Source organism: Nonomuraea sp. NPDC049309 (assembly GCF_043196965.1).
In the GTDB taxonomy this organism is placed as follows: Bacteria; Actinomycetota; Actinomycetes; order Streptosporangiales; family Streptosporangiaceae; genus Nonomuraea; species Nonomuraea fastidiosa.
Genome location: NZ_JBICSH010000002.1, coordinates 747,747 through 769,893 on the forward strand (window position 1 = coordinate 747,747; position 22,147 = coordinate 769,893).

21 protein-coding genes and 1 tRNA gene are annotated in these 22,147 nt (G+C 71.6%); 7 read left to right on the forward strand and 15 right to left on the reverse strand.

Going from position 1 to position 22,147, the window contains the following annotated elements:
• Positions 1 to 62: 62 nt before the first annotated feature.
• A complete protein-coding gene (locus ACGFIM_RS17405; protein WP_393201188.1) occupies positions 63 to 1,244 on the reverse strand; it encodes an AAA family ATPase in 1,182 nt (393 codons plus the stop codon).
• Between the two features lie 344 nt (positions 1,245 to 1,588).
• Between ACGFIM_RS17405 and ACGFIM_RS17410 the strand changes: the two genes are divergently transcribed.
• On the forward strand, positions 1,589 to 2,050 hold the full coding sequence (locus ACGFIM_RS17410) for a MaoC family dehydratase (RefSeq protein WP_364061759.1): 462 nt from the start codon (positions 1,589 to 1,591) through the stop codon (positions 2,048 to 2,050).
• Here the strand turns inward: ACGFIM_RS17410 and ACGFIM_RS17415 are convergent.
• From ACGFIM_RS17415 to ACGFIM_RS17440, 6 genes are all read right to left on the reverse strand, one after another.
• Positions 2,045 to 2,305: a hypothetical protein gene (locus ACGFIM_RS17415; RefSeq protein WP_393201192.1), complete on the reverse strand. Its 261-nt coding sequence runs from the start codon at positions 2,303 to 2,305 to the stop codon at positions 2,045 to 2,047. The two genes, ACGFIM_RS17410 and ACGFIM_RS17415, sit on opposite strands and share 6 nt — an antisense overlap.
• The gene (locus ACGFIM_RS17420) at positions 2,302 to 3,882 is read right to left on the reverse strand and encodes a radical SAM protein (RefSeq protein ID WP_393201195.1); all 1,581 of its coding nucleotides are present in this window, start codon (positions 3,880 to 3,882) and stop codon (positions 2,302 to 2,304) included. The genes ACGFIM_RS17415 and ACGFIM_RS17420 overlap by 4 nt, the downstream gene beginning before the upstream one ends.
• Entirely contained in the window at positions 3,879 to 4,610 is a 732-nt protein-coding gene (locus ACGFIM_RS17425) for a prolipoprotein diacylglyceryl transferase (protein WP_393201198.1), read from the reverse strand. The genes ACGFIM_RS17420 and ACGFIM_RS17425 overlap by 4 nt, the downstream gene beginning before the upstream one ends.
• A 1-nt stretch (position 4,611) precedes the next feature.
• A complete protein-coding gene (locus ACGFIM_RS17430; RefSeq protein WP_393201201.1) occupies positions 4,612 to 5,322 on the reverse strand; it encodes a hypothetical protein in 711 nt (236 codons plus the stop codon).
• Between the two features lie 892 nt (positions 5,323 to 6,214).
• The gene (locus tag ACGFIM_RS17435) at positions 6,215 to 6,859 is read right to left on the reverse strand and encodes a response regulator (protein ID WP_393201204.1); all 645 of its coding nucleotides are present in this window, start codon (positions 6,857 to 6,859) and stop codon (positions 6,215 to 6,217) included.
• Between the two features lie 202 nt (positions 6,860 to 7,061).
• Positions 7,062 to 8,333 carry a sensor histidine kinase gene (locus ACGFIM_RS17440; protein WP_393201207.1) on the reverse strand — a complete coding sequence of 424 codons (1,272 nt, stop codon included), beginning with the start codon at positions 8,331 to 8,333 and terminating at the stop codon, positions 7,062 to 7,064.
• A gap of 318 nt (positions 8,334 to 8,651) precedes the next feature.
• Between ACGFIM_RS17440 and ACGFIM_RS17445 the strand changes: the two genes are divergently transcribed.
• Positions 8,652 to 8,858 (forward strand): DUF4352 domain-containing protein, encoded by a 207-nt coding sequence (locus tag ACGFIM_RS17445; RefSeq protein ID WP_393201210.1) that lies wholly within the window; start codon positions 8,652 to 8,654, stop codon positions 8,856 to 8,858.
• 198 nt (positions 8,859 to 9,056) lie between these two features.
• Positions 9,057 to 9,129: transfer RNA gene (locus ACGFIM_RS17450), tRNA-Arg, on the forward strand.
• A 137-nt stretch (positions 9,130 to 9,266) separates the two neighbouring features.
• Here ACGFIM_RS17450 and ACGFIM_RS17455 read toward each other — a convergent pair.
• On the reverse strand, positions 9,267 to 10,037 hold the full coding sequence (locus tag ACGFIM_RS17455) for a hypothetical protein (RefSeq protein ID WP_393201213.1): 771 nt from the start codon (positions 10,035 to 10,037) through the stop codon (positions 9,267 to 9,269).
• Positions 10,038 to 10,237: 200 nt separating this feature from the next.
• Entirely contained in the window at positions 10,238 to 10,600 is a 363-nt protein-coding gene (locus ACGFIM_RS17460) for a tyrosine-type recombinase/integrase (RefSeq protein ID WP_393201216.1), read from the reverse strand.
• Between the two features lie 329 nt (positions 10,601 to 10,929).
• Here ACGFIM_RS17460 and ACGFIM_RS17465 point away from each other — a divergent pair, with 329 nt between their 5' ends.
• On the forward strand, positions 10,930 to 11,202 hold the full coding sequence (locus ACGFIM_RS17465; protein ID WP_393201219.1) for a CPCC family cysteine-rich protein: 273 nt from the start codon (positions 10,930 to 10,932) through the stop codon (positions 11,200 to 11,202).
• 388 nt (positions 11,203 to 11,590) lie between these two features.
• Here the strand turns inward: ACGFIM_RS17465 and ACGFIM_RS17470 are convergent, their stop codons facing one another.
• The 3 genes from ACGFIM_RS17470 to ACGFIM_RS17480 form a co-directional block, all read right to left on the reverse strand.
• On the reverse strand, positions 11,591 to 12,832 hold the full coding sequence (locus ACGFIM_RS17470; protein ID WP_393201222.1) for an MFS transporter: 1,242 nt from the start codon (positions 12,830 to 12,832) through the stop codon (positions 11,591 to 11,593).
• A 355-nt stretch (positions 12,833 to 13,187) separates the two neighbouring features.
• A complete protein-coding gene (locus ACGFIM_RS17475) occupies positions 13,188 to 13,838 on the reverse strand; it encodes a hypothetical protein (protein WP_393201225.1) in 651 nt (216 codons plus the stop codon).
• Positions 13,835 to 14,446 (reverse strand): RNA polymerase sigma factor, encoded by a 612-nt coding sequence (locus tag ACGFIM_RS17480; protein ID WP_393202578.1) that lies wholly within the window; start codon positions 14,444 to 14,446, stop codon positions 13,835 to 13,837. Before ACGFIM_RS17480 ends, ACGFIM_RS17475 begins: the two co-directional genes overlap by 4 nt.
• Before the next feature lie 109 nt (positions 14,447 to 14,555).
• On the opposite strand from ACGFIM_RS17480, the gene ACGFIM_RS17485 reads away from it, so the two are divergent.
• The 3 genes from ACGFIM_RS17485 (at position 14,556) to ACGFIM_RS17495 (ending at position 18,714) form a co-directional block, all read left to right on the forward strand.
• Positions 14,556 to 17,060, forward strand: a complete 2,505-nt coding sequence (locus ACGFIM_RS17485) for a glycoside hydrolase family 2 TIM barrel-domain containing protein (RefSeq protein WP_393201228.1) — start codon at positions 14,556 to 14,558, stop codon at positions 17,058 to 17,060.
• Positions 17,061 to 17,171: 111 nt separating this feature from the next.
• Entirely contained in the window at positions 17,172 to 18,263 is a 1,092-nt protein-coding gene (locus tag ACGFIM_RS17490) for a DUF6745 domain-containing protein (protein WP_393201231.1), read from the forward strand.
• Positions 18,264 to 18,273: 10 nt separating this feature from the next.
• On the forward strand, positions 18,274 to 18,714 hold the full coding sequence (locus ACGFIM_RS17495) for a hypothetical protein (RefSeq protein WP_393201234.1): 441 nt from the start codon (positions 18,274 to 18,276) through the stop codon (positions 18,712 to 18,714).
• 36 nt (positions 18,715 to 18,750) lie between these two features.
• Here the strand turns inward: ACGFIM_RS17495 and ACGFIM_RS17500 are convergent, their stop codons facing one another.
• The 3 genes from ACGFIM_RS17500 to ACGFIM_RS17510 all read right to left on the reverse strand — a co-directional run bounded on the left by ACGFIM_RS17500 (position 18,751) and on the right by ACGFIM_RS17510 (position 22,090).
• Positions 18,751 to 19,731 (reverse strand): LLM class flavin-dependent oxidoreductase, encoded by a 981-nt coding sequence (locus tag ACGFIM_RS17500; RefSeq protein ID WP_393201238.1) that lies wholly within the window; start codon positions 19,729 to 19,731, stop codon positions 18,751 to 18,753.
• 219 nt (positions 19,732 to 19,950) lie between these two features.
• Positions 19,951 to 21,279 (reverse strand): glycoside hydrolase family 6 protein, encoded by a 1,329-nt coding sequence (locus ACGFIM_RS17505; protein WP_393201241.1) that lies wholly within the window; start codon positions 21,277 to 21,279, stop codon positions 19,951 to 19,953.
• Positions 21,280 to 21,529: 250 nt separating this feature from the next.
• Positions 21,530 to 22,090: a TetR family transcriptional regulator gene (locus ACGFIM_RS17510; protein WP_393201244.1), complete on the reverse strand. Its 561-nt coding sequence runs from the start codon at positions 22,088 to 22,090 to the stop codon at positions 21,530 to 21,532.
• Positions 22,091 to 22,147: the final 57 nt, after the last annotated feature.

Below are 22,147 nucleotides of genomic sequence, written 5' to 3' on the forward strand. Positions count from 1 at the left end.
TTGACTCTATTGGGCTGTCTAGCTTCCCCACTAGACAGCCCAATAGAGGTCTAGGGGCGCGCTCAGATGGGCTGGGCGCGCAGGAACTTGCCGAAGTGCGGCACCGTGAACGCGATCTGGCCGCGCTCGGCGCTGTAGATGAGCCCTTTCTTGATGAGGCTGTCACGGGCGGGCGAGAGGCTGGACGGCTTGCGCCCCAGCGCCTCTGCCACCTGCGCGGTCGCGACCGGCTCGTCGCCGATCTGCGCCATGGCGTGCATGTAGTCGCGCTCGGCCGGCGTGGCCCGCTCGTAGCGGCTGCCGAAGAAGCCGACCGCCAGCTCCTCCTCGGCCTCGGGCGCGGAGACCTTGACGTCTTCGAGGGTGATCGGGCTACGCGGCGCGAGGTCCCACGCGACCTTGCCGTACGCCTGCACGAAGTAGGGGTAGCCGTCGGCCGCCTCGTAGAGCGCGTCGAGCGCCTCGGGGGTGAACTCCACCCCCTCCTCGCGGGCCGGCAGGATCAGCGCGAGGTCGGCCGCCTCACGGTCGAGCTTGTCGATGCGCGCGTACCGGAAGAGCCGCTCGGAGTAGCTCTTGCTCGCCGACAGCACGCTCGGCAGGTGGGGCAGCCCGGCGCCCACCACGATGAGCGGCCCGCCCGACTGCGACAGCTCGTGGCAGGCGGCGCAGAGCGCGGAGACGTCCGCGGGCTGGACGTCTTGCATCTCGTCGATGAACAGCGCGATGCCCACCCCCAGGTCGGTGGCCACGCTCGCCGCGTCGACGAAGAGCTCGGTGAGGTCGATCTCGAGGTCGCCGGAGTCGGCGCGCCCGCGGCTGGCAGGCACCTCGATGCCGGGCGACCAGTGAGAGGTGCCCTTGGCCGCGGACGGGTCACGCATCGCGAACGCCTTGAGCACGCCGAGGAACTCCTCGATGCGCTCGGGCGCGCGGTGGCGCGGCGCCAGCTCGCGGATGGCCATGTGGAGGGCGGCGGCCACCGGCCGCCTGATCGACTGGTCGGGCCGGGCCTCGATCTTGCCCGTGCCCCACAGCCGCTGCATGGCCATGGACTTGAACGTGTTGAGCAGGACGGTCTTGCCGACTCCCCGCAGGCCGGTGACGACCATGCTGCGCTCGGGACGGCCACGGGCCACCCGCTCCAGCACGACCTCGAACTGCTGCAGCTCGCGATCGCGCCCGGCGAGCTCCGGCGGTCGCTGCCCGGCGCCGGGAGCGTAGGGGTTTCGCACAGGGTCCACGCTCTCGGACTTTATTGCCGGATATAGCGGCCGTCTTAGATTTGGGAAGAAAGTGCTACGGCGTGTCCGAGCAGGGGCGGGCGCGCACACCGTCATCGGACACATCCCCTCTCACCAGGCCGAACCTCTGTTCGATTGCGACACCTAAGACTGTAGCGCGGACTCGAACATCTATGCGATGGTTTCGAGTAAAGATCTTGGGAACACCCGGAGCCCCCGGTTCTCCGGCCCGTTTCCCGGCGCGTCGCGCCCGCCCCCAAGCCTCCTCGCGGCGTACGGGACGCCTTCTCACGGCGTACGGCGAAGTTGGCAGGGGTACCGCCCGCGCAATAGCGTTCGTGGCCATGCGGACCTTCGCGAACGTACAGGAACTCAAGGCGGCCGTCGGCGAGACGTTCGGCCCGACCGAGTGGCGCACCATCACCCAGGAGCAGGTCAACACCTTCGCCGACGCCACCGACGACCACCAGTGGATCCACGTCGACGTGGAGCGGGCCAAGGAGGGGCCGTTCGGCGGCACCATCGCCCACGGCTACCTGACGCTGTCGCTGCTGCCCTCGTTCATGTTCTCCATGGTCAAGGTGGAGGGCATCCAGATGGGCGTCAACTTCGGCCTCAACAAGGTACGTTTCCCCCGCCACGTGCCGGTCGGCGCACGCGTGCGCGCGGTCGGCGAGCTGACCGACGTCAAGGGCACCCCGGCCGGCTACCTCGCCAGCCTGAAGATGACGATCGAGATCGAGGGCGAGAAGCGTCCCGCCTGCGTCGCCGAGACCCTCAGCCTGTACGTCCCCGCGGAGTCATAGGAACCCCACGACGATGGCCGCCAGCGCGGCCGCGCCGATGAGCCCGAGGTAGGCCAGCACGAGCCGGGTGTCCCGGAGGAAGCACTTGCTCCTGGACAGCCCCGCTCGCCTGGCCCGCCAATAGCCGGCGAACCCCAGCGCCGCGAAGCCCAGCACCGCCCACGGGCCGAGCAGCCAGGCCAGGAGCGCGACGGTCGCGTACACGCACAGGCGCAGCGGATCGTACGGCTGCGCCTTCTCCTGAGGCTCGGTCATCGTTCCGCCGCCTGCGCCTCGGCCAGGGGCTCCACCAGCGGCAGGCGCCGGCCCTCGGGCATCCGCGCCACCGCCGACAGCCGCTGGCGGGAGAGCTGCGGCCACGCCTGCACCGCGCAGAACGGCGCGCACTGGTCCCGCTCGCCGCGCGTCCCCACGTGCACGCAGCACTGCGTGAGCCGTTCCTCGATCATCGTCGAGATGTCCATGAACGGCTTGATCGTGATCCGCACCACCCGCTCGCCCAGCATCCTGCGCAGCTTCTTGCGCCGGCCGGGCAGCGCCGACGAGGCCAGCGTGAGCAGGGTGGAGATGCCGAGGTCGCAGTTCTCGCAGATGGTCCGCCACAGGTCGCCGATCTGCGGATGCGACAGCGACGACTGCTCCGACAGCAGCCCGAGCAGCGACTCCTGGACGGCGAGGCGCAGCTCGCGCGGGATCTCGGTGTCGGCGATGCGGTTGGAGACCAGGCCGAGGTTCTCCTTGAGCCGGTCGTGGCCGATCAGCGCGGTCAGCGAGCGCCACCGGCCCGCGTCGTCGCGGATCATGTAGCCGACCGAGCAGCAGTGCGGGTGCGAGCAGGGCAGCGCGGTGAGGTCGCGCCAGGTCACCAGCCCGCCGGTCTGCGGGCCCAGGCGCTTGAGCACGCCGGTGTGAGTGAGCCGGTCGTTCGGGTCGATGGCGGCCGACCTGCCGGAGCCGAACTGGGGCTGCAGCGACACGCCCCCGACGAACGGGGTCTCCAGCGCCAGCCGTACGACGTCGCCGATCTCCCCGTCGTTGACGCCGAGCGCGGCGGTCATGACGAGCGTGGTGAAGATCTCACGCTCCGACAACCGGCGAACCGCGTCCGCCTTGATCCTCGTCAGGTCGCCGCCCCGATGGTGCCGGGACGCCTCGGCCGACGTGCCGTCGTACTGGAGATAGACCTCCACCCGCTCCCTGTGCTCGGTGAGCAGGTCGAGCAGCGCGTCGTCCCTGGCGATGAGCACGCCGTTGGTGTTGACGAGGATGCGGGTGATCGGGCGGGCGGTCAGCTCGGCGAGCAGCGTCTTGAGCTCGGGGTGCAGCGTGGGCTCGCCGCCGCTCAGCATGAGGACGTCGAGCTTGCCGTTCTCGCGCGCGAGGCGCTGGTCGACGTTGGCCAGGACGTCCGCCACGGGGACGACGCCGCTCAGGTCGGGCGAGCTGTCGGCGAAGCAGGTGGGGCAGCGCAGGTTGCAGGTCTCGGCGATGTCCTCCAGGAGGATGCAGGTGTGCTGCGTCTGCATCTCCGGCAGGCCCTGGAGGTAGGCGGAGGGGATGGGCAGGAAGTTCCCCGGCGTGTCGGGGATGTGCTGCTTGGTGGGGGCGGTCCACTCCTCCAGGTATGCGAGGATCTCCGGGTCCTCGTCGTACAGGGTGCGGATGAAGCCGTGCTCGCGGCAGCCGCGTTCGAGCCAGACCTTGCCGTCCCGCTCGGCCAGGTATCCGCTCAGCCGCTCCACCCGCTCCAGGTCGCGGCCGTGACAGCTCGGGCAGAACGCGTTCACGTACCGCAGGATGCGATCGCCCCGCAGCCCCATACCAGCACTCATGTCAGGACCTTCCGCTTGAAAAGGGCATCGTAGTAACCGCGCCGCCAGCCGAACGCGAGCCGCACCCCGAGCAGCACCATCCCCGGGACGAGGAACCACTGGGGTCTGGTGAGATCGAGCCACACGGTCTCGTTCGCCCTGGTGAACTCCACGAAGAAGCGGAAGACCGCGTAACCCGCCAGGTAGAGCGTGAACAGCTCCCCCGGCTGCGTGATCCTGTGACGCGCCCAGCGCAGCGCCGCGAACGCGGCGAGCTGGAAAATGATCTCGTAGATGAACGACGGGTGCATCGCCTCGCCGGTCAGGCATCCCGGGCATTCCGGCGTCGTGGGCGGCGCGTGCACGCCCCACGGCAGATCCGTCGGCCGGCCCGGCGCCTCCGTCAGATGGCAGCCGATGCGGCCCACCGCCATCCCCAGCGCCACCGCGGGGGCGAAAAGGTCACCCGTGCGCTCCTTGTAGCCGATGATCCGCTTGGCCACCAGCACCCCGGCGTACGCGCCGGTCAGGCCGCCCAGGATGCTGCGCGAACCGTACAGCCACAGGTCCTTCAGGTTCAGCGTCTCCATCCAGCCCGCAAGCCGCATCCCGATCGCACCGCCCACCAGCGCCCCGGCCACCGCCACCAGGGACTGCTCGTTGAGCGCCCCTCTGCTGCGCGCCTCGCGGACGAACACGACCCCGGCCACCAGCACCCCGAGGCCGACGAAGATCTCGTGGTACGGCATGTCAGGTGTACAGGTCCGGATTGAGGCCCGTGCAGAAGCCCGCCGACATGATCGACCACAACGCCCACCCGACCATCAGCCCGAGGCCCAGGCCCCGCGCCCACGGCCTGCGCACAAAGCACAGCCCGATGCCCGCCACCAGGCCGACCGCGGCCAGGATCACGGTGCCGGCGATCACGTACGGGTTGTGGCTGCCTTCGGCGTTCACGGCGGCGAAGAAGACGAAGAAGCCGATGGCCGCGTTGAGGACGCTGTAGACGGCCAGGCCCGCGAAGAAGAAGGCGACCACGATGCCCGCCTTGTTGCTCGCCGTGGGCGGTGGGGGTGGCGGGCCGAAGGCGTGCGGCGGGAACTGCCCGCCCGGCGGCGGGAACTGCCCACCCGGCGGCGGCCCGCCGTACGGGCCCTGGCCTGGCGGCGTGGCTCCGTACGGCGGCTGACCCTCGTACGGCAGCTGACCCTCGTACGGCGGCTGACCCTCGTGCGGCGGCCGGCCCTCGTACGGCGGCCGGCCTGACGAGGCGGCTCCGTCCGGCGGCTGCCACGATGGGGTGTGCCCGTACGGCGGCTGCCCAGGACCGGCCGCCCCAGGCTGCGCGTGACCGGCTGCGGGCCCGTACGGCGACTGCCCGGCGAACCCGCCCTCGTACGACGGACCGCCGCGCCCCTGCGGCGGCTCGGCGCGCAGCGGGTAGGCGTTGTCGGGCGGCACGAACGTCGGCCGCCCCGCCCCCTCGCGACCCGCCTCGCCTTCACCCGGGGCCTCGTCGCCCCGCGCGCCCTGGCGTGACTCGCCCGCGTGAGCCGCATCCGCGCGCGGTTCACCCGCATTCCACGGGTCTTCGTCCGGCAGCGGCATCGGCCTCGGGACGCCCGGCGGAGGCGGGATGGCGGCGGGCGTCCCGGTGGGCGGAGGCATCATGATCGGCCGGCCGCTGGGAGGCGGCGGCACCGCCGGCCCACCGGACGGCTCGGCGCCGGGAGGCGGCTGGATCACCGACCCATCCGGCGGCGGCAGGAACCGCGGCCGCTCAGCGGCCCCGCCGTCCTCCGCCGGCCCGCTCCCGGACACGTTCTCCTGCCCCGCCGAACCGCCCAGAGCCTCCTCAGACCCCGCAGGCCCGGCCGACGCCCTTTCCTGGTCGTTCGCCGCACCGGCCGGAACACTCTCAGGCGATCCGCCCGCGGGCGAGGCCCCGGACGCCGCCCCTCCAGCCGACCGGCCTTCCTGGCCCGGCCGTCCAGGCCACGGCATGTCACGCTGCGCCGGCCCGGCCGACGCGCCCTCCTGGCCCGGCCGTCCAGGCGACGGCATGTCACGCTGTGCCGGCTCGGCATCCCCCTGCCCCGGCAGTTCGGGCTCCTCGTCAGGTCCCGGCGGCGGTGTCGTGGTCATCGGCTCGGTCCACCCCCCTCGTCGTCACGCTCAGACCAGTCGCCATGATCAGACCCGGCATCCGCAAGCGGCATCCGGTCAACGCCTTCACCGCCCGTTCACGCCGGCGGCGAGCCCGTACCGCATGAGGCCGGGCACCGACGACCGGGACAGCAACGACAAAACGCTCACCCCGCACACCCTACGGCCCGACAGCCCGCTTGCCCCGTTACGCACCCTCCGAGTAATAGATCGCCGCCTGAACCCTGCTCTTCAGCCCCAGCTTGTTGAGCACCCGGCTCACATGCGTCTTCGTGGTGGCCTCCGCCATGTCGAGCTCCCGGGCGATCTCGGCGTTGGACAGCCCCCGGCCGATGCAGGCGAGCACCTCGCGTTCGCGCGGGGTCAGCGCGGCCAGGTCCGCACCGCCCTCGGGCCTGCGCGCCGGTGCCGGCGCCTGCTCGGCGAAGGCGGCGATCAGCTTCCGCGTCACTGCGGGCGAGATGAGCCCGTCGCCGCGCGCCACCACGCGTACGGCCTCCACCAGGGAATCGGCGTCGGTGTTCTTCAGCAGGAACCCGGCCGCGCCCGCCCGCAACGCGCCGAACACGTACTCGTCCACGTCGAACGTGGTGAGGATCAGCACGTCACAGACCCCCGCCAGCTCGCGGGTGGCGGAGATGCCGTCGAGCCGCGGCATCCGGATGTCCATCAGCACGACGTCGGGCCGCAGTTCCTTGGCCATGGCAACGGCCTCGACCCCGTCGGCGGCCTCGCCCACGACCTCGATGTCGTCGGTCCCCTCCAGGATCAGCACGATGCCGACCCGGACCGCCGCGTGATCGTCGGCGACGAGCACCCGTACAGCCACCATCCACCTCCACCACAAGTCGAAGGAACCCCGTCACTCACCTTCACGGGCGAGCCCCGGCTCACGGCACCCGGCCCCGCGAACAGCACCCGCCACGAGCCCCCAGCCCCCGGCGCCCGGCTCCGCGAACAGCACCCGCCACGAGCCCCCAGCCCCCGGCGCCCGGCTCCGCGAACAGCACCCGTCACGGCCCACGCAGCACCGGTCATGGCCCGCCCCCGGAAGCCGCCGCAGGGTCGGCCTCCGCCGCGGCAGGCAGCACCGCCGTCACCCGCCACCACTGCGCACCGGAACCGTCCGCACCATCCGCCGCCGAGCCCACGGCAGCCCCCGGAGCCGACCCCGCCGGCGAGCCCGTAACAGGACCGGCCTCGAAGGAGCCGCCCACCAGCAGGGCCCGCTCGCGCATCCCGACCAGCCCGGCCCCCACGCCGAGCAGGCCCTCCACCCCGCTCGCCCGGCCTTCGCCGCCGATCCGGTTCTCCACCCGCAGGGAGACCCGCCCGCCCCCGTCGCCGCCCTCGTACGAGACCCGCACCCGCACCGGCGACTCGCCGTGCTTCATGGCGTTCGTGAGGGCCTCCTGGAGGATGCGGTAACCGGCCAGGTCCACGGCCGCCGGCAACTCTCGTACCTCCCCCTCGACCCGCATCTCCACGGACATCCCCGCCTGCCGCGCCCGATCGACCAGGGTCTGGGCGTCCGCCAGCCGGGGACGCGTGGCCTCGCCCTCCCCGTCGTCGCCCTCCTGCCGCAGCAGCCCGATCATGGCCCGCATCTCGGCCATGCCCTTGACGCTGTTCTCGCGTACGGACTCCATGATCGACCGCACCGTCTTCGCGTCGAGATCCTTGCGGGACAGCGCGGCCGTGGACTGGATGGCGATGGCGCTGAAGTGGTTGGCGATCAGGTCGTGGAGCTCGCGGGCCATCCGCGTACGCTCCGACGTGACGGCCGCCTGCCGGTCCAGCTCGGCGAGGCGGGCGACCTGCTCGGCCCGCGCGCGTTCAGCCGCCGCCCGGTCGCGGTGCTCGCGCAGCACCAGCGCCGTCGTGACCGGCGTGATGAACACGAGCCCCGCCTGGATGCCCATGACGGCCAGCGTCCGCCAGTCGGAGTCGAGGATCCCGGCCAGCGCGCCCGCCACGACCGCCAGCACGGAGCAGACCCCCAGCAGCACGCGGGCGAAGCGGGCGGGACCGTAGAGCGCGGCGGCGTACAGGTTGTCGGTGAACACCAGCACCGTCCCCAGGGACGGCCCCACGAACCCGTCGATCGTCACCCCCACCACACCCAGCCCCAGCGAGACGAGCGGCGCCCGCTGCCGCACCAGCACCCCCGCACAGGTGAACGCCAGCGGCACCACCAGCACCCACGAGGGCACGCCACGGGGCAGGTAGGCGTTGCCCACGATCAGCAACACGCCCGTCGCGAAGGCCACCGCGGCCCCCAGCACCACTCGCCACATGCCTCCCATCCCACCACCTCCCACCGGCCTCGGCCTCCTGCGAAGGTCCGCCTGTGGATACACCCTTCGATGTATCCACAGCCGCTGCGGGAAGACGGACACCGACCCGCTCCGAGCGCCCTCACCCCCGCCCAGGGCCTGCACGACCTCCACGCCCCACCACGACCACCGCCCTCCAGACCGGCCCCGCCCCGTCCCACGGCCTGCACGACCCCACTGCCGCCGCCAGCCGTAACAGACCGGCCCCGCCCCAGCCGCCCGGCTACGGCTACCCGCCCCCACCGGAAGAGGTCCAGCGCCCCGACCGTTCTGATCATCCTGGGCGTCGTGGCGCTCGTCTTGTTCGGCGGATGCGCCGCGCTGGAGCCGCAGGCGTTCACGTCGGCGGCCCAGAAACTGCACGCCGACGGCAAGGAGTACGACGCCGACACCGGCGCCTCCATCTACGCCGAAAACTCCAAGAGCCTCTACGAGAAGATCAACCCCGGCAACTCCGTACGCGGCGTCGTCCTGTTCGACATCCCCCGGACCTGACCCCGAGACGATCGAACTGCACGACTCGCTCTTCTCCGGGGGCGTCCGCGTCTCCCTGTCCTGACCACACCGGCAGGCCCGTCCCGCCGTCCTGTGATCCGTTCGGCCGGGACGGCGCTCAGACGGCTAAAAGCACTGTGCGACTCTGGTAGAGTCTTCTTGTCGCTGAGGCCGGGCAGGTCAAAGCGGCAGCGCCAAGCGGCCGTAGCTCAATGGATAGAGCATCTGACTACGGATCAGAAGGTTAGGGGTTCGAGTCCTCTCGGCCGCGCATCAGGTCGAAGGCCCTCTGGGATGATCCCGGAGGGCCTTTGTCGTGGCCGTACAGCAGCGTCGTACAGCAACGCAGCCCGACACAGCCGATCCCTCGCGTACAGCTCACGCCTCACAGGACGCCGACCGCTGCACTCAGGCGTCGTCGAGGCCCTCTCGCAGGCGGCGCACCCAATCCTCGGGTAAGACCTGCTCAAGTCGCTCCCTGCTGGTCTCCAACAACCCCTCCTTCGCCAAGGGGAGGAGGGCGCCGTCCTGGACGGCCTTGTGCTTCTCGGGCGCAGGGCAGATCAGGACGGCGAGGATCCGGCATCCTCGTTGGATCTCCTCGGCCCCCGCTGTGTCGATCATGCTCGTGATGGACTTCCATGCCGTTCGTACGGCAAGTCCCACCAGTGCATCGAGAAGGACACTGCGTCCCTCGGCTTTCCGAGACTGCAGGACGACCGCCGTCACGTACTCTGGGACTCGGTCGATGGCCTTCGAGAATGTCTCGATGGCCTCGGCCACGGCGACAAAAAGATCGCACCAGAAGTGATCAGTGAGTTGCTTTCTAAGCTTTCGGGGCCTGGTCCCACCGAATTGCTTATCGAGCTCCTGGATTACCGGGCCGGCAAGGAGGTTGCCGATAGCCTGAATACGGTCGATGGTGTCGGGGTTTTCGGATAACCAGTCAATGAGATCGACTGTGGCACTATCGGTGGCTGCTATCCGCCTATACCTTGGCGGCTTCTGTTGAGCTTCGGCCCAAGCTCGATCGCTGTCATCTCTCGCCTGCCGACGAGCGGCAGGAGAAGGGTCCCGGGCCCACTTGAGATCATTGGTCCAGCCGTGTTGCGTCCCTCCGCAGGCAGAACACGCGCAGTTGTGCCCCTTGGCCCGTTCACAGATCACAGGGTGCGTCATCCGCCCTCCGCCCCATCCGGCAGGCAGTGAATTGAGCGCTTCGCTGGAAGCCCTCTTCTTTTGAATCACAAGCAGCGAAAAGCGAAATGACCACCGTAGCCAGTCCGACATATCTCTTCGGCTAAGACGGGGTCCGGTGCACACAGATAGGCCCTCTGGGATATCCCCAGAGGGCCTATGTTGTAGCACTGAGGGATTAGTTACATATCGCTTGAACGGTCGAGGCTCCGGTTGAGCCGGTCAAGCGCCTTACGGGTTTCAGGACTGGGAATCTGCGTGTAGACGTCCATGGTCATCGAGATCTGCGAGTGGCGCAGGATGCGCATGGCCACGCGAGGGTGAACGTCGAGGGCGGCCAGAAGCGAGGCACAGGTGTGGCGGGTGTCGTGGACGCGGATGCGCAGGACACCCGAACGCCCGACCAGCGTCGACGTCCTCGCCCAGCGCCTCTCGCAGAGCCGCGTCCCCGCTCCGGCCGCCCCGGTCGGAGAGATCATCTGAGCGACGAGCTGGTCAAGCTCCACCAGGGTGCGCCGCCGATCGACGGGATCGACGGCCGTCACAAGAAGCCCCTGCTTGCGGAGGCGAGCGACGATCGCCTACACGTGACTCTGCACGGTGCCGGTGCGGGACGCGCTATCGCCCACGGAGGTGCCCGGTACGTCAGGACGTCGGCGAGCACGGCGCTCTCGCCAGGCGGCATGTCCGGATAGTCCTTCTTCGCTGCCGCATTCCGCGCCACGTCAGTTGCATCGTGAACGATTGATCCATGCGTTCAGGGGTCGTCAGCGGGCCTTGTGCGCGAGACCATCGGGGTGAGCACCGTACGGATGGACGCTGCTTGTGAAAGCCGAGGAGCCGACACGCCCCGATGTGATCGCAGGGGGAAGATATGATCACTCGCCCTAGAAGAGACGAGCCGTATCCGTGTCCGTGCTGCGGGTTCCTCACTCTCCATGAGCGAGGCGGGTACGAGATCTGTCCTGTCTGTTTCTGGGAGGACGACGGGCAGGACGATGACGACGCCGACGAGGTCTACGGGGGCCCCAACTCCGACCTGAGCCTCACTCAGGCGCGGCGGAACTTCGCCGAGTTCGGCGCGTACCGCCGGCAGGTCCTCGTCCATGTCCGTCCCCCTCTCCCCGAGGAGTATCCGGGCAGGTGAGGGATTTCGTTTCGCGGGCGAGGCTCGTGGGGACCTGCTCGAATCGTCGCGGGATGGTCAGACGGACGGTCACCGCGTTCGCGTGAAGCGCCCCGCCCGCTGCATCGGCGGGCGCCGCGCATCGCCTGCTCTTCGGCATCGTCCAGCCGGCGCCGGTGCCACCGTGCGAACCCCATCCGGCCGCCGTCCTCGTCGATGAGCGGAAAGAATCCGCCGCCGTCGGCGGTGTGGTCGCCCGGCAGCTCCACGCGGAGCCGGGCCTCCAGCGCGGCCGGTTCGCCAGGGGTCAGGGGCGGCTCAAGCGTCCCAGGACCGAAGACGTCGGCCAGCCGGGCGAGCCTGTCACGTACGTCCGACCAGCCACGACTGGCGGTATCGGTCGGGCGGGTCACCCGGTGGGCTGGGCGGCCGGGTGGTTGCGGAGCAGGCCGGCGCTGTTCAGCCGCCACACGCCGTACAGCATGGCGAGCAGGGTCAGAGCGCCCGAGCTGATGACGGCCGTACGGGCCTCCAGGATCACGCCGGGCGTGCCGATGAGGTAGCCGGCGGTCACGCAGGTGTTGGCCAGCACGCGCCAGTACGCCCAGGCCCGCCCGTGCATGTCCGGCGGCACGTGGTGGTGGATGACGTTGCGCACGCCGACGTTGTGCGCGCCGTTCCCGAAACCGCCCAGGACGAAGACGACGGCGATGATCAGGGCGACCGGGACGAGGCCCTCGACGAGCAGCGCGCCGCCCATGAGCGCCGCGCCGCCCAGCACCAGCACGAGGTGCCGGCTGCCGATCCCGCCCCAGCCCGCGACGAGCGAGCCCGGCAGCGAGCCGAGCGACCACGCCGACAGCAGGAAGCCGTAGAGGGTGTCGCTGCTGGTGATGCCGCGCAGGTAGAAGACCCCGGCGACGCCCTGGAGGGCGGTGCAGAAGACCACGGCCGCGAGGATCGGCAGGAGCGGGCGGATGACCGGCGACCGCCACATCACCTTCATGCCGTCGAGCGCCCCCGCCATCGAACCGCCGCCCACGGACAGACGCTGGTCTCTGCCCGCGGGCACCACGAACCAGACGACGAGCGAGACCATCACGAACGTCACCGCGTTGAAGCCCAGCAGCCACCCGTTCCCGTACGCGGTGTGCAGCGCGCCGCCCAGGCCGGGACCCACCAGCGTGGAGAGGGACGTGGCCGCGGTGAGCCGGCTGTTGGCCTTCTCCAGCCCCGTACGGCCGGCCACGGCGGGCAGCAGCTTGAAGCCCGCGGCCGAGGAGATCACGCCCAGCACGTTCGCCAGCGCCACCATGAGCACCCGCGCGTGGAAGAACGGGGTGGCGGCGGCCCCGGCGAACAGCACCGCCTGGACGAGCACCGCCACCAGCCAGGCGCGCTTGGCGTCGGTCCGGTCCACGAACGCGCCGAGCAGCGGGGCGAGCAGCAGCGGCGGTACGAGCTCGGCGAGGTAGACCTCGGTGACCCACCACGACGGGCCGCTGTCGGCCGCCTCCAGCACCAGCGACAGGGTCGCCATGCCGTCGCCGAGCGTGGAGACGGCGGTGCCGGCGAGCAGCATGGTCAGGGCGCCGGGGACCTCGCGTCCCGAGCCGCGATGCCGCTCAGGGGCTTCTGGGTCTTCTCGCATCAGAAGCAGGACCCTAGGCTCGCCGTACGCCGCCGGGCAATCGAATTTCGCCCTCGCCCGATCTCCAGGAAAGCCCGCCGCGCGAAGCCCTTCCGGGGAAGCCTGACGCTCGAAGGCGGGGCAGCCCGCCGCCCGGTCTGCGGGGTGACCCGCCGCCGTTCGCGCACATCGGCGCGGTCGCCGACGCGCTCGCGGTCATCCGCGAGAAGAGGGGCACCCGCCGCACCCGCCCGGCCCCCTGACGCCTGGGCCGTCGCGCGCGCCCCCTCCCGGCGCGCGCGACCTCTCCGGCATCGGGCTGGGCACCGGCCGGCGCCCGGCGATCGATCGTGGGATCGATCTCACGCGGCCCGCATCAGCCGTCCCAGCCGGGCGGCGGGCCGAGCGGGGCCTCGTCGCTGTCCACGAGGGTGCAGGGCTCGACCGGGCCGTTCGAGAGGTTCGCCCAGATGCCGGCCACGCGCTCGTCGTCGGAGACGCTGAACTCCAGCACGGCGGTCTGGCCCGGCTTGACCGCGCCCGGGTCGATCTGGAAGGCCCTCTCTTCGGTCTTGGGCGGCCAGATCAGGAACGGCCGGCCGTCGGCCGGGTTCTGCGCCTCCTCGCGGGACAGGAAGGCGGTGCTGCGCGGCTGCGGCGAGCAGCGCTTGCCGCTGGGGATGTAGTCGACCACCGCGTTCACCCCCATGGACCGGAGCGTGGCCTCCAGCGGCTTGGGGTCCTTGGCCTGCTCGATGGTGATGGTGAGGGTGCCGTCGGGGTTCTTCGACACCGCGTACGCGGGCGTGCCGCCGCCGAGCGCCACCGGGATGCCCACGGCCGCCGCGGCCGCCAGGGCGAGCGCGGGGACCAGGAGGGCGGGGCGTGGCAGCCGCCGGGGGCGGGCCGGTCTGCGGATCTCCGACATGACGAACTCCTTGATCAGACGGTGCCGGCCGTCGGGAAGCCGCGGTTCCGCCTCGAACGGCAGCAGCTCGGCCAGCGCGTCGCGCTCGTCAGCGTTCATCGCTTCTCCTCCCGTACGGACCGGGCCACGTGTTCGTGGTCACCCGTTACCTGTCGCCGCGCGGCGGGGCGTTCCCGTTCTTCTGCGGCGAGTTTCTCCAGCTTCTTGCGCGCCCGCGACAGCCGGGACCTGACGGTGCCCACGGCGACGCCCAGCGCCTCGGCCGCCTCGGCGTGGCCGAGCCCCGACCAGACGCACAGCGCGAACACCTCCTGCTCCTGGCGGCGCAGCGCGCCGAAGGCCCGCCGGATCGCGGCCAGCTGCTCGGCGGCCTCGATGCGGCCGACGAGCTCGTCGGTGAAGTCGGGGATGCGCTCGCCGCGCGGCATCCTGGCCAGCGCGTCCTCGTACCGGCGGGCGGCGCGGCGGAGGTTGCGCGCCACGTTGGTCGCGATGCCGAGCACCCATGGCCGCAGGCTGCCGCCGTCGGCGTCGATCCGGTGCCGGAGGCGCCAGGCCTCGAGGAAGGTCAGGGAGAGCACATCTTCGGCGGCCGACCAGTCGCCGGTCAGGCGGAAGGCATGGGCGAAGACCGGCCTGGCCGTCTCCTCGTAGAGCGCCTCGAACGCCTCGGCATCCCCGTCACGTATACGGGCGCGCAGTGACATATCCACACACAATCACTGTCCGTCGGGCGGGGGACGTTCCCGTTGACCGTGCGGACGCGCCGCCCCTAGCATCACATGGGAACGTTGCCACATCCCATCGAAAGGCGCCATGTCCGCTGCGTCATCTGTCCGCGTTCTCGATCAGGGCTGGGAGCTGCGCGGTTTCCTCGGGGACGACTGGCAGCTGCACCGCGCTCAGCTGCACGCGCGCGAGGGCGCCGCGGGCGGCTGGGTGCCCGCGCGCGTGCCGGGGAGCGTGCTCGCCGACCTGCTGGCGGCCGGCGAGGTGCCGAGCCCGTACGTGGGGCGGCAGAGCATGCTGTCGGAGTGGGTGCCGCAGCGGACCTGGGTGTACCGGACGCGGCTGGCCGCGCCTGAGCCCGGACCAGGGCGGCGGGCGTTCCTGGAGTTCGACGGCATCGACTACGCGGCGGCCGTCCACCTCGACGGCGAGCGGATCGCGAGGCACGAGGGCACGTACGTGCCGCTGGTCGTGGAGGTCACCGGCCGGCTGGGCGGCGAGCACGCGCTGGCCGTGGTGATCGATCCGGCGCCGGTGAGCGAGCCGCAGGTCGGCTACACGGACAAGGTGAAGGTCCACAAGGGGCGCATGGGGTACGGCTGGGACTTCTGCCCCCGCCTCGTGCACCAGGGCCTGTGGGGCGAGGTCCGGTTGCGGACGACAGGCGCGCTGCGGCTGGCGGACGTGTGGGCCCGGCCGTCGCTCCACGGCGACACGGGCAAGGTCGCCGTCCGGCTCGGAACGGACGGCGACGGCCAGGGCAGCGCCGAGCTGACCCTGCGTACCGCGGAGGGCGAGGTCGTCGCCACCGCCACCACCGAGCCGGGCGGCACCACCGAGCTCACCGTCGCCCGCCCCCGCCGCTGGCACCTGAACGGCGATGGCGATCCCTGCCTGTACACGCTCACCACGGTCCTGCGCGACGCGACGGGCGAGGTCAGCGACCGGCGCGAGACCAGGATCGGCTTCCGCGACGTGCGCTTCACCCGCGACCCCGGCGCCCCCGAGGGCTCGCTGCCCTACCGCCTGACCGTGGACGGCCGCCCCACGACCATCAAGGGCTGGAACTGGGTCCCGGCCGACGCCCTCTATGGCGCCGTCGGCCGGGGGAAGCTCCGCCACCTTCTCACGCTGGCCCGCGACGCGGGCGTGACCATGCTGCGCGTCTGGGGCGGCGGCCTCATCGAGACCGAGGCGTTCTACGACCTGTGCGACGAGTACGGCATCCTCGTCTGGCAGGAGTTCGCCCAGTCGAGCTCGGGCATGCTGAGCCTGCCCAGCGACGACCCGGCGTTCGTGGCGCGGATGGCCGCCGAGGCCGAGCGCATCGTCCCCGCACGGCGCAACCATCCGAGCCTGGCGATCTGGTGCGGCGGCAACGAGCTGCAGCGGGCGGACGGCGTGCCGCTGACCGACGCGGACTCGCCGGTGCTCGCGGCGCTGCACGAGGTGGTGGCCAGGCTCGACCCCGATCGCCACTGGCTGCCGACGTCCCCGACGGGTCCGGTGTTCGGCAACACGCTGCGCAGCGTCCGCAGCGGCCCCGAGCACCACGACGTGCACGGCCCGTGGGAGCACCAGGGGCTCGACGACCACTACCGCCTCTACGACGAGGGCCGGGCGCTGCTGCTCAGCGAGTTCGGCGTGGAGGGGATGAGCAACCTGCGGGCGATCGAGTCGGTGGTGCCCGCGCCGGAGCGCCGCCTGCCGACTCACCGCAACCCGGTCTGGGACCACCTCGGCCGCTGGTGGAACAACGAGCCGCTGGTGCGCGCCGCGTTCGGCGACGCGATCGCGGACCTCGCCACGATGTCGCGGGCGAGCCAGTTCCTGCAGGCCGACGGCCTGCGCTACGCGATCGAGGCGAACCGGCGCCGCCCCGAGAGCTGCGGGGTGCTGCCGTGGCAGCTCAACGAGTCGTTCCCGAACGGCTGGTGCACGGCGTCCGTCGACTACTTCGGCGAGCCGAAGGCGGCCTACCACTACGTGCGCCGCGCGTACCGGCGGGAACACGTGTGCGCGGCGCTGCCCGCGCCCCGCATGACCGAGCTGCGCGCGACCGTCTGGGCCTGGTGGGAGCGCGGTCCCGCCGAGGTCGAGGCGCGGGTGCTCGGCCTCGACGGAAGCGTGCGCGCCGAGCGGCGCTGGACCGCCACCGCTCCTGGCGAGACCGGCGAGATCGGCGAGATCGCGTGCGCGCCGGGGCCGGGGAGCTTCCTCCTCGATCTGTCCGTACGCCGGGAGAACGCCCGTACGATCACCAACAGGTACGTCCTGACCTGCGGCCCCGATTTCGCCGACCTGCTCGCGCTGCCCGAGGCGAGCGTCACCGCCGAGCTGGAGACCGGCGCGGACGCGTGGACCCTGCGGCTGCGCCACGAGTCGGGGCCCGTGGTGCCGTTCCTGCGCCTGCTCGACGACCGGCCCGCGTCCGCACCCGGCTGGGTGCGCTGGGACGACAACGCCTTCGACCTGCTGCCCGGCGAGGAGCGCGTGCTCCGCGCCACCTGGGACGGCGTGCCGCCGCACGACCGCGCGGTCCGGCTCGACGCGTGGAACCTCCCGCCGATCACCCTCACCGAGAAGGGCTGACCGGAAAACGGCAGCGCACGGCCACCGGCGAATGGGTGGACATCGGCCGCCCCCTTCTGTCACCATTCCATTCATGATCATGCGAAAGGAGGGCGCCTCCGCCCGCGCCCGGTGAGCCACGTCCCGCAGCGGGAAGCTGCCGCCACGCTCCGTGACCGATGGCTGGGCCGCTCGCTCTCGACGCGGCCCGCGGACCGCCCGGCCGCCGAAGCCGCCATCTCCGCTCTCTACCGGCACATCGGTCTGTCCCCGCCCCGATTTCACTGGGTCACCTCGCCTGCCGCCGCGTTCGCGACCGTGCCCGCCGGGCTGCCGCCGGGCCGCCTCCTCGAGCGGGTGGACGCATGGCCGCTCGCGCAACGCCTCATCGAGCTGCGCCACCGCCTGTACGGCGCGGTCAGCGCCCGCATCCGCAGGGGACAGTACGCGATGGAGCGGGAGTTGCGGGACGAGGTGTATCAGCCGCTCCTCACCACCACCAGCCGCTGCCTGCTGCCGGCCGTCCGCAGCGCGCACAACGCGGGCTCGCGGGACGAGGTCTGGTACCGCACGCTGTGCGTCTCCTGGGTCGCCCACTGCGACGCCCTGCGCCGGATCGCCGGCGTGGCGCTGCCGGAAGAGCTGACGAAACAGCTCGGCCTGTGGACCGCCGTGGCCACCGCGTGCCACTGGTGGTGGCCGTCCGAGCACGTGTGCGTCGTCTCCGAACGTCCCGCCGAGCTGCACACCGAGCCGTGGACGGAGACCGGCGAGCGGCGACCGCACCGCGACGACGGCCCGGCGATCAGGTACGCCGACGGCTGGGCCGTCCATGCCTGGCACGGCACCGTGGTGCCGTCCTGGGTGATCGACGACCCTGCCGCCGAACGCATCTCCCTGGAGCCCAACGCCGAGGTCAGGCGCTGCGCGATCGAACGCATCGGCTGGCCCGCCTACATCGAGCAGGCCGGGCTGCGGCTGGTCGCCACCGCGCCCGACCCCGGCAACCCGGGCTCCGAGCTGCGCCTCTACGACGCGGCATACCACGACAGGGGCCGGAACGCGCGGGTGCTGCTCGCGGTCAACGGCTCGGCCGAGCGCGACGGGCACCGCAAGCGGTACGGCCTCCTCGTGCCCGGCTCCTTCGACGATCCGCTCGCCGCCGCCGGCTGGACGTACGGGCTGTCCGGCGAGCAGTACGCCCAACTCCTACGCAGAACCTGAGGTGATGTGCATGACAGTGACGCTGGCCGCGCTGGCCCGTCAGACCGGGATGACCGTGCTCGACCACCTGGAGCAGGAGATCCAGATCCCCGTGCTCGACGGCCCGCAGGCCCAGGGCGACCTCATCGTGGTGCCGCTGCGGCTGGTGTCGTCGGCGGTGCAGATCCGCGACGATCCCCGATGGCAGGCCGTGCCGCCCGAAGGCATCGAGCTGCTGCGCGGCGAGGCCGGCGGCAACCCGCACACGCTGGTCGCCGAGCCGGGCACCTGCCGCTGGACGGTGAACATGACCGACGCGGACGGCCTTGCCATCGGCGTGTTCTCCGCCTCCGCCCCCGTCTACCTGCTGCATCCCGAGCACGGCGGCTCCGGCTGCGCGCCCGGCACGTACGTGGTGCGCCGCCAGCGCGAGCACGACGGCCGCCGCCGCGCCCGGCTGGTGGCCGACTAGCGGGACGGGCTCGAAGGAGCCGGCTGCAAGGACCGGTCAGAGCCCCCAGGCTGCGGCGAGCAGTTCGGCCGAGCGCAGCCACACCTTCCTGTCGACGGCGGAGAATGCCACGATCAGCTCGTCGGCCCCGGTGTGCTCGGCGAACCGCTCGACGTACGCCTTGACCTCGGCGGAGTCGCCGACGGCCGTGTATTTCATCATTTGCACGATCTGCTGCCCCGCCGGGGAATCGAGGATCACGTCCGCCTCCTCGGGCGTGAACGTGCGCCCGCGCCCGAGGAACCTGCTGACCCGCAGCCGCTTGGAGGCCAGGAACTGCTCCTGCGCCTCCTCGCCGGTGTCGGCGGCGATGACGTTGAGCGCGGCGATCACGTACGGCTTGTCGAGCTGCGCCGACGGCTTGAACTCGCGCCGGTAGAGCGCGATGGCCTCCTCCAGCGCGGCGGGCGCGAAGTGCGAGGCGAACGCGTACGGCAGGCCGAGCGCGGCGGCGAGCTGCGCGCCGAACAGCGACGACCCGAGGATGTAGAGCGGCACGTTCGTGCCCCTGCCCGGGGTGGCGTGCACGCCGGGGATACGGGTCTCGCCGGTCAGGTAGCCCTGCAGCTCCAGCACGTCCTGCGGGAACGAGTCCGCCGACGACGGGGTGCGGCGCAGGGCGCGCATGGTCTGCTGGTCGCTGCCCGGCGCGCGGCCGAGCCCGAGGTCGATGCGGCCGGGGTGCAGGGTCTCCAGCGTGCCGAACTGCTCGGCGATGGTCAGCGGCGAGTGGTTGGGCAGCATGACGCCGCCCGCCCCGAGGCGGATCGTCCGGGTATGAGCGGCCACGTGGGCGATGAGCACGCTGGTGGCGGAGGAGGCGATGCTGTCCATGTTGTGGTGCTCGGCGTACCAGATGCGCTTGTAACCGAGCTCCTCGGCCCGCTGAGCGAGGGCCACGCTGGCGGCGAAGCTGTCGGCCGCCGTCTCGCCCTCGCCGATGTGCGCCAGATCAAGGATGGACAGCGGCAGAGCCATGAGTACGAGCCTTTCGCAGAGCGGGATTGACCTGGTCGTGGTCAACAGCCGCGCCCGCACGGTTATTTCGTCCCGTGATGAGAGGCACCGCGCGCAAGGGGCCCAAAGGACTCGCGGGAAAAGGCCGAGCCCCCGCAGGCGTCCGGCGGGGGCTCGGCGAGTGCGCGCCGGTCGGGTGCGCGCGCAGGCCGGAGGAGGGTGCGCGCGCGGGGCCGCGCGCTAGGAGGCGGCGCAGGTGAGCGCCGACGGGTCACCCGAACCGCCGCTCGCGATGAAGCCGAACGAGGTCGTCGCGCCGGGTGCCAGCGCGCCGTTCCAGCTCAGGTTGGTGACGCTGACCGTGCCTCCGCCTGTGGACAGGTCGCCGTTCCACAGCTGCGTGATCGTCTGGCCGCTGGGCGGCGTCCAGGAGACCTTCCAGCCGCTGATGGGCGCGTCGCCGGTGTTGGTGACCGTGATCTCGCCCTGCAGGCCGTCGTTCCACTCGCTGGCCACCCGGTACGTCGCCGTGCAGCCCTCGGTGCCCGGCGTCGGCGTCTCGGTCGGCTCGGTGGGGTCGTCGGTGGGCGTGATCGTGGGGTCGGGCGCGGCCATGGCCAGCTCGTACGCCCGCTGCGGCACGAACTGCCCGGCCGGGGCGATGCACCCGTCGGACTCGCCCGGCGGCTTGACCCACAGGAAGGCGTCGATCGCGGAGTCGCCCGTCTCGGTGGTGCTCCAGGTGCCGGTGGCGCGGCCGTCCGGGTCGCACCACTCGCTGCCGGACGGGCCGTTGCCGTTGCGGCTGGTGTCGATGACGGCCTTGAGGCTGTTCACCCCGGTCGCGGCGATGACGCTCTTCGCGTACGAGATCAGGCCCGGCGTCGAGCGGTAGTTGGAGGTGTTGACCGCGATGCCGTCGGCGCTGTTGGCGACGTCCGCGCCGACCAGCCTCGAGGCGGCCTCAGACGCCGACAGCCAGGCGTCGTGCCCGATGTCGAAGTACACCTTGACCTGCGACGAGGTGGCCTTGAGCGCCTTGCCGGCGTAGGCCATCGACGCCTTCACCTCGGCCTGCTCCGAGGCGTCCATGCAGTTGGTCATGATGGCCAGGGCGTCGGGCTCCAGCACGATCGTGGCCGGCCGGCCGCCGAGCCCGGCGGCGATCTGGTCGATCCAGGCGCGGTAGGCGGCGTGGTCGGGGGCGCCGCCTGCGCTGGGGCCGCCGCAGTCGCGGTTGGGCATGGCGTACACGGCCATGATGGGGATCTTCCCGGCCGCCGCGGCGGCACCGACGTACTCGTCCACCTGGGCGCGCACGGTGTCCGGGTTGTAGGTGGCGAACCAGCGGCCCTGTGGCACCGCGGCGATCCTGTCCCTGATCACCGGCGTGCGGCTGTCGTCGGGGTTGGCCGCCACCCATTTGGCGGCGTTGCTCTGGGGATCCACGTAGAAAGCGGAGTCTGCGGCGGCCTGGGCGGTGGTGGAGGAGGCGGCGATGACCGCCCCCGCCGCGGCCGTGGCGATCGCTGTAAGGAGCGCCGCCAGTGCGGGCTTTCTGCGAGACATGAACGATCTCCGTCCGTCGTGTGGGAGCGCTCCCACCGGCTCTCAGGATGGTAGGAGCGGCCCCCGTCAGGACAAAGACCTCCGATCGCTGCGAACGCCGTCCTCGCAGGTCGGCGCGGCTGCGGACGGTGAAACTTTCAACCGCCGCACGGTGAACGGCGGCCCGGCACCCGAGGCCGGGCCGGCGCACCTGAGGCCGGATCGGCGCGCCCGCAGCCTGACCGGGGTGCCTGAGGCCGGATCGGCGCGTTCAGATGTTCAGGCACGCCTTGAAGACGGCGGTGAGGCGGTCGACGTCGGCCTGCGTGGGCTCCTCCGGCCCCAGGCGGCGGCGCGTGGCGCCGACGCCGAGCAGCACCGCGGTGGCCATGCGGGCGCGGGCGTGGGCGTCGGGCCCGGACAGTCTGGCCTTCAGCGGCTCGACCACCGCGGTGATCAGGCGTTCCCTGGCCACGGCGTGCACCTCGGGGTGGCCGGCCGAGCGTTCGAGCGTACGCAGGATGGGGCTGTCCGGCGGCCGGTGCATGCGCTCCGCGGTGTACTCTGCGAGCTTGCGCGGCAGGTCCTCTTCCTCGCCCTCGAACAGCTCGCTCAACGTCGGCTCGCCCTGCAGCACCGCGCCGAAGAGACCGGCCTTCGAGCCGAAGTAGCGGCCGACCAGCGCGACGTTGGCGTCGGCCGCCGCCGCGATCATGCGTACGGTCACCTGTTCGTAGCCCTGCTCGCCGAAGAGCGTGCGAGCCGCCTGCAAGATCCGCTCCCGGGTGGCCTCACGGTCGCGTGGCCTGGCCTCAGTCACCTGGGGACTCATGCCCGCACTCTACTGAACGGACACCCGACTTACCGCCCGGCTAGTAAACAGTCGTAT

Bases quoted from the DNA above. Each gene is read 5' to 3' on its own strand.
- ACGFIM_RS17485 (WP_393201228.1), top strand. From the start codon at position 14,556: ATGTCCGCTGCGTCATCTGTCCGCGTTCTCGATCAGGGCTGGGAGCTG.
- ACGFIM_RS17415 (WP_393201192.1), bottom strand. From the start codon at position 2,305: ATGACCGAGCCTCAGGAGAAGGCGCAGCCGTACGATCCGCTGCGCCTG.
- ACGFIM_RS17500 (WP_393201238.1), bottom strand. From the start codon at position 19,731: ATGGCTCTGCCGCTGTCCATCCTTGATCTGGCGCACATCGGCGAGGGC.
- ACGFIM_RS17470 (WP_393201222.1), bottom strand. From the start codon at position 12,832: ATGCGAGAAGACCCAGAAGCCCCTGAGCGGCATCGCGGCTCGGGACGC.
- ACGFIM_RS17505 (WP_393201241.1), bottom strand. From the start codon at position 21,279: ATGTCTCGCAGAAAGCCCGCACTGGCGGCGCTCCTTACAGCGATCGCC.
- ACGFIM_RS17475 (WP_393201225.1), bottom strand. From the start codon at position 13,838: ATGAACGCTGACGAGCGCGACGCGCTGGCCGAGCTGCTGCCGTTCGAG.
- ACGFIM_RS17510 (WP_393201244.1), bottom strand. From the start codon at position 22,090: ATGAGTCCCCAGGTGACTGAGGCCAGGCCACGCGACCGTGAGGCCACC.
- ACGFIM_RS17495 (WP_393201234.1), top strand. From the start codon at position 18,274: ATGACAGTGACGCTGGCCGCGCTGGCCCGTCAGACCGGGATGACCGTG.
- ACGFIM_RS17440 (WP_393201207.1), bottom strand. From the start codon at position 8,333: ATGGGAGGCATGTGGCGAGTGGTGCTGGGGGCCGCGGTGGCCTTCGCG.
- ACGFIM_RS17455 (WP_393201213.1), bottom strand. From the start codon at position 10,037: ATGACGCACCCTGTGATCTGTGAACGGGCCAAGGGGCACAACTGCGCG.
- ACGFIM_RS17480 (WP_393202578.1), bottom strand. From the start codon at position 14,446: ATGTCACTGCGCGCCCGTATACGTGACGGGGATGCCGAGGCGTTCGAG.
- ACGFIM_RS17435 (WP_393201204.1), bottom strand. From the start codon at position 6,859: ATGGTGGCTGTACGGGTGCTCGTCGCCGACGATCACGCGGCGGTCCGG.
- ACGFIM_RS17410 (WP_364061759.1), top strand. From the start codon at position 1,589: ATGCGGACCTTCGCGAACGTACAGGAACTCAAGGCGGCCGTCGGCGAG.
- ACGFIM_RS17425 (WP_393201198.1), bottom strand. From the start codon at position 4,610: ATGCCGTACCACGAGATCTTCGTCGGCCTCGGGGTGCTGGTGGCCGGG.
- ACGFIM_RS17420 (WP_393201195.1), bottom strand. From the start codon at position 3,882: ATGAGTGCTGGTATGGGGCTGCGGGGCGATCGCATCCTGCGGTACGTG.
- ACGFIM_RS17465 (WP_393201219.1), top strand. From the start codon at position 10,930: ATGATCACTCGCCCTAGAAGAGACGAGCCGTATCCGTGTCCGTGCTGC.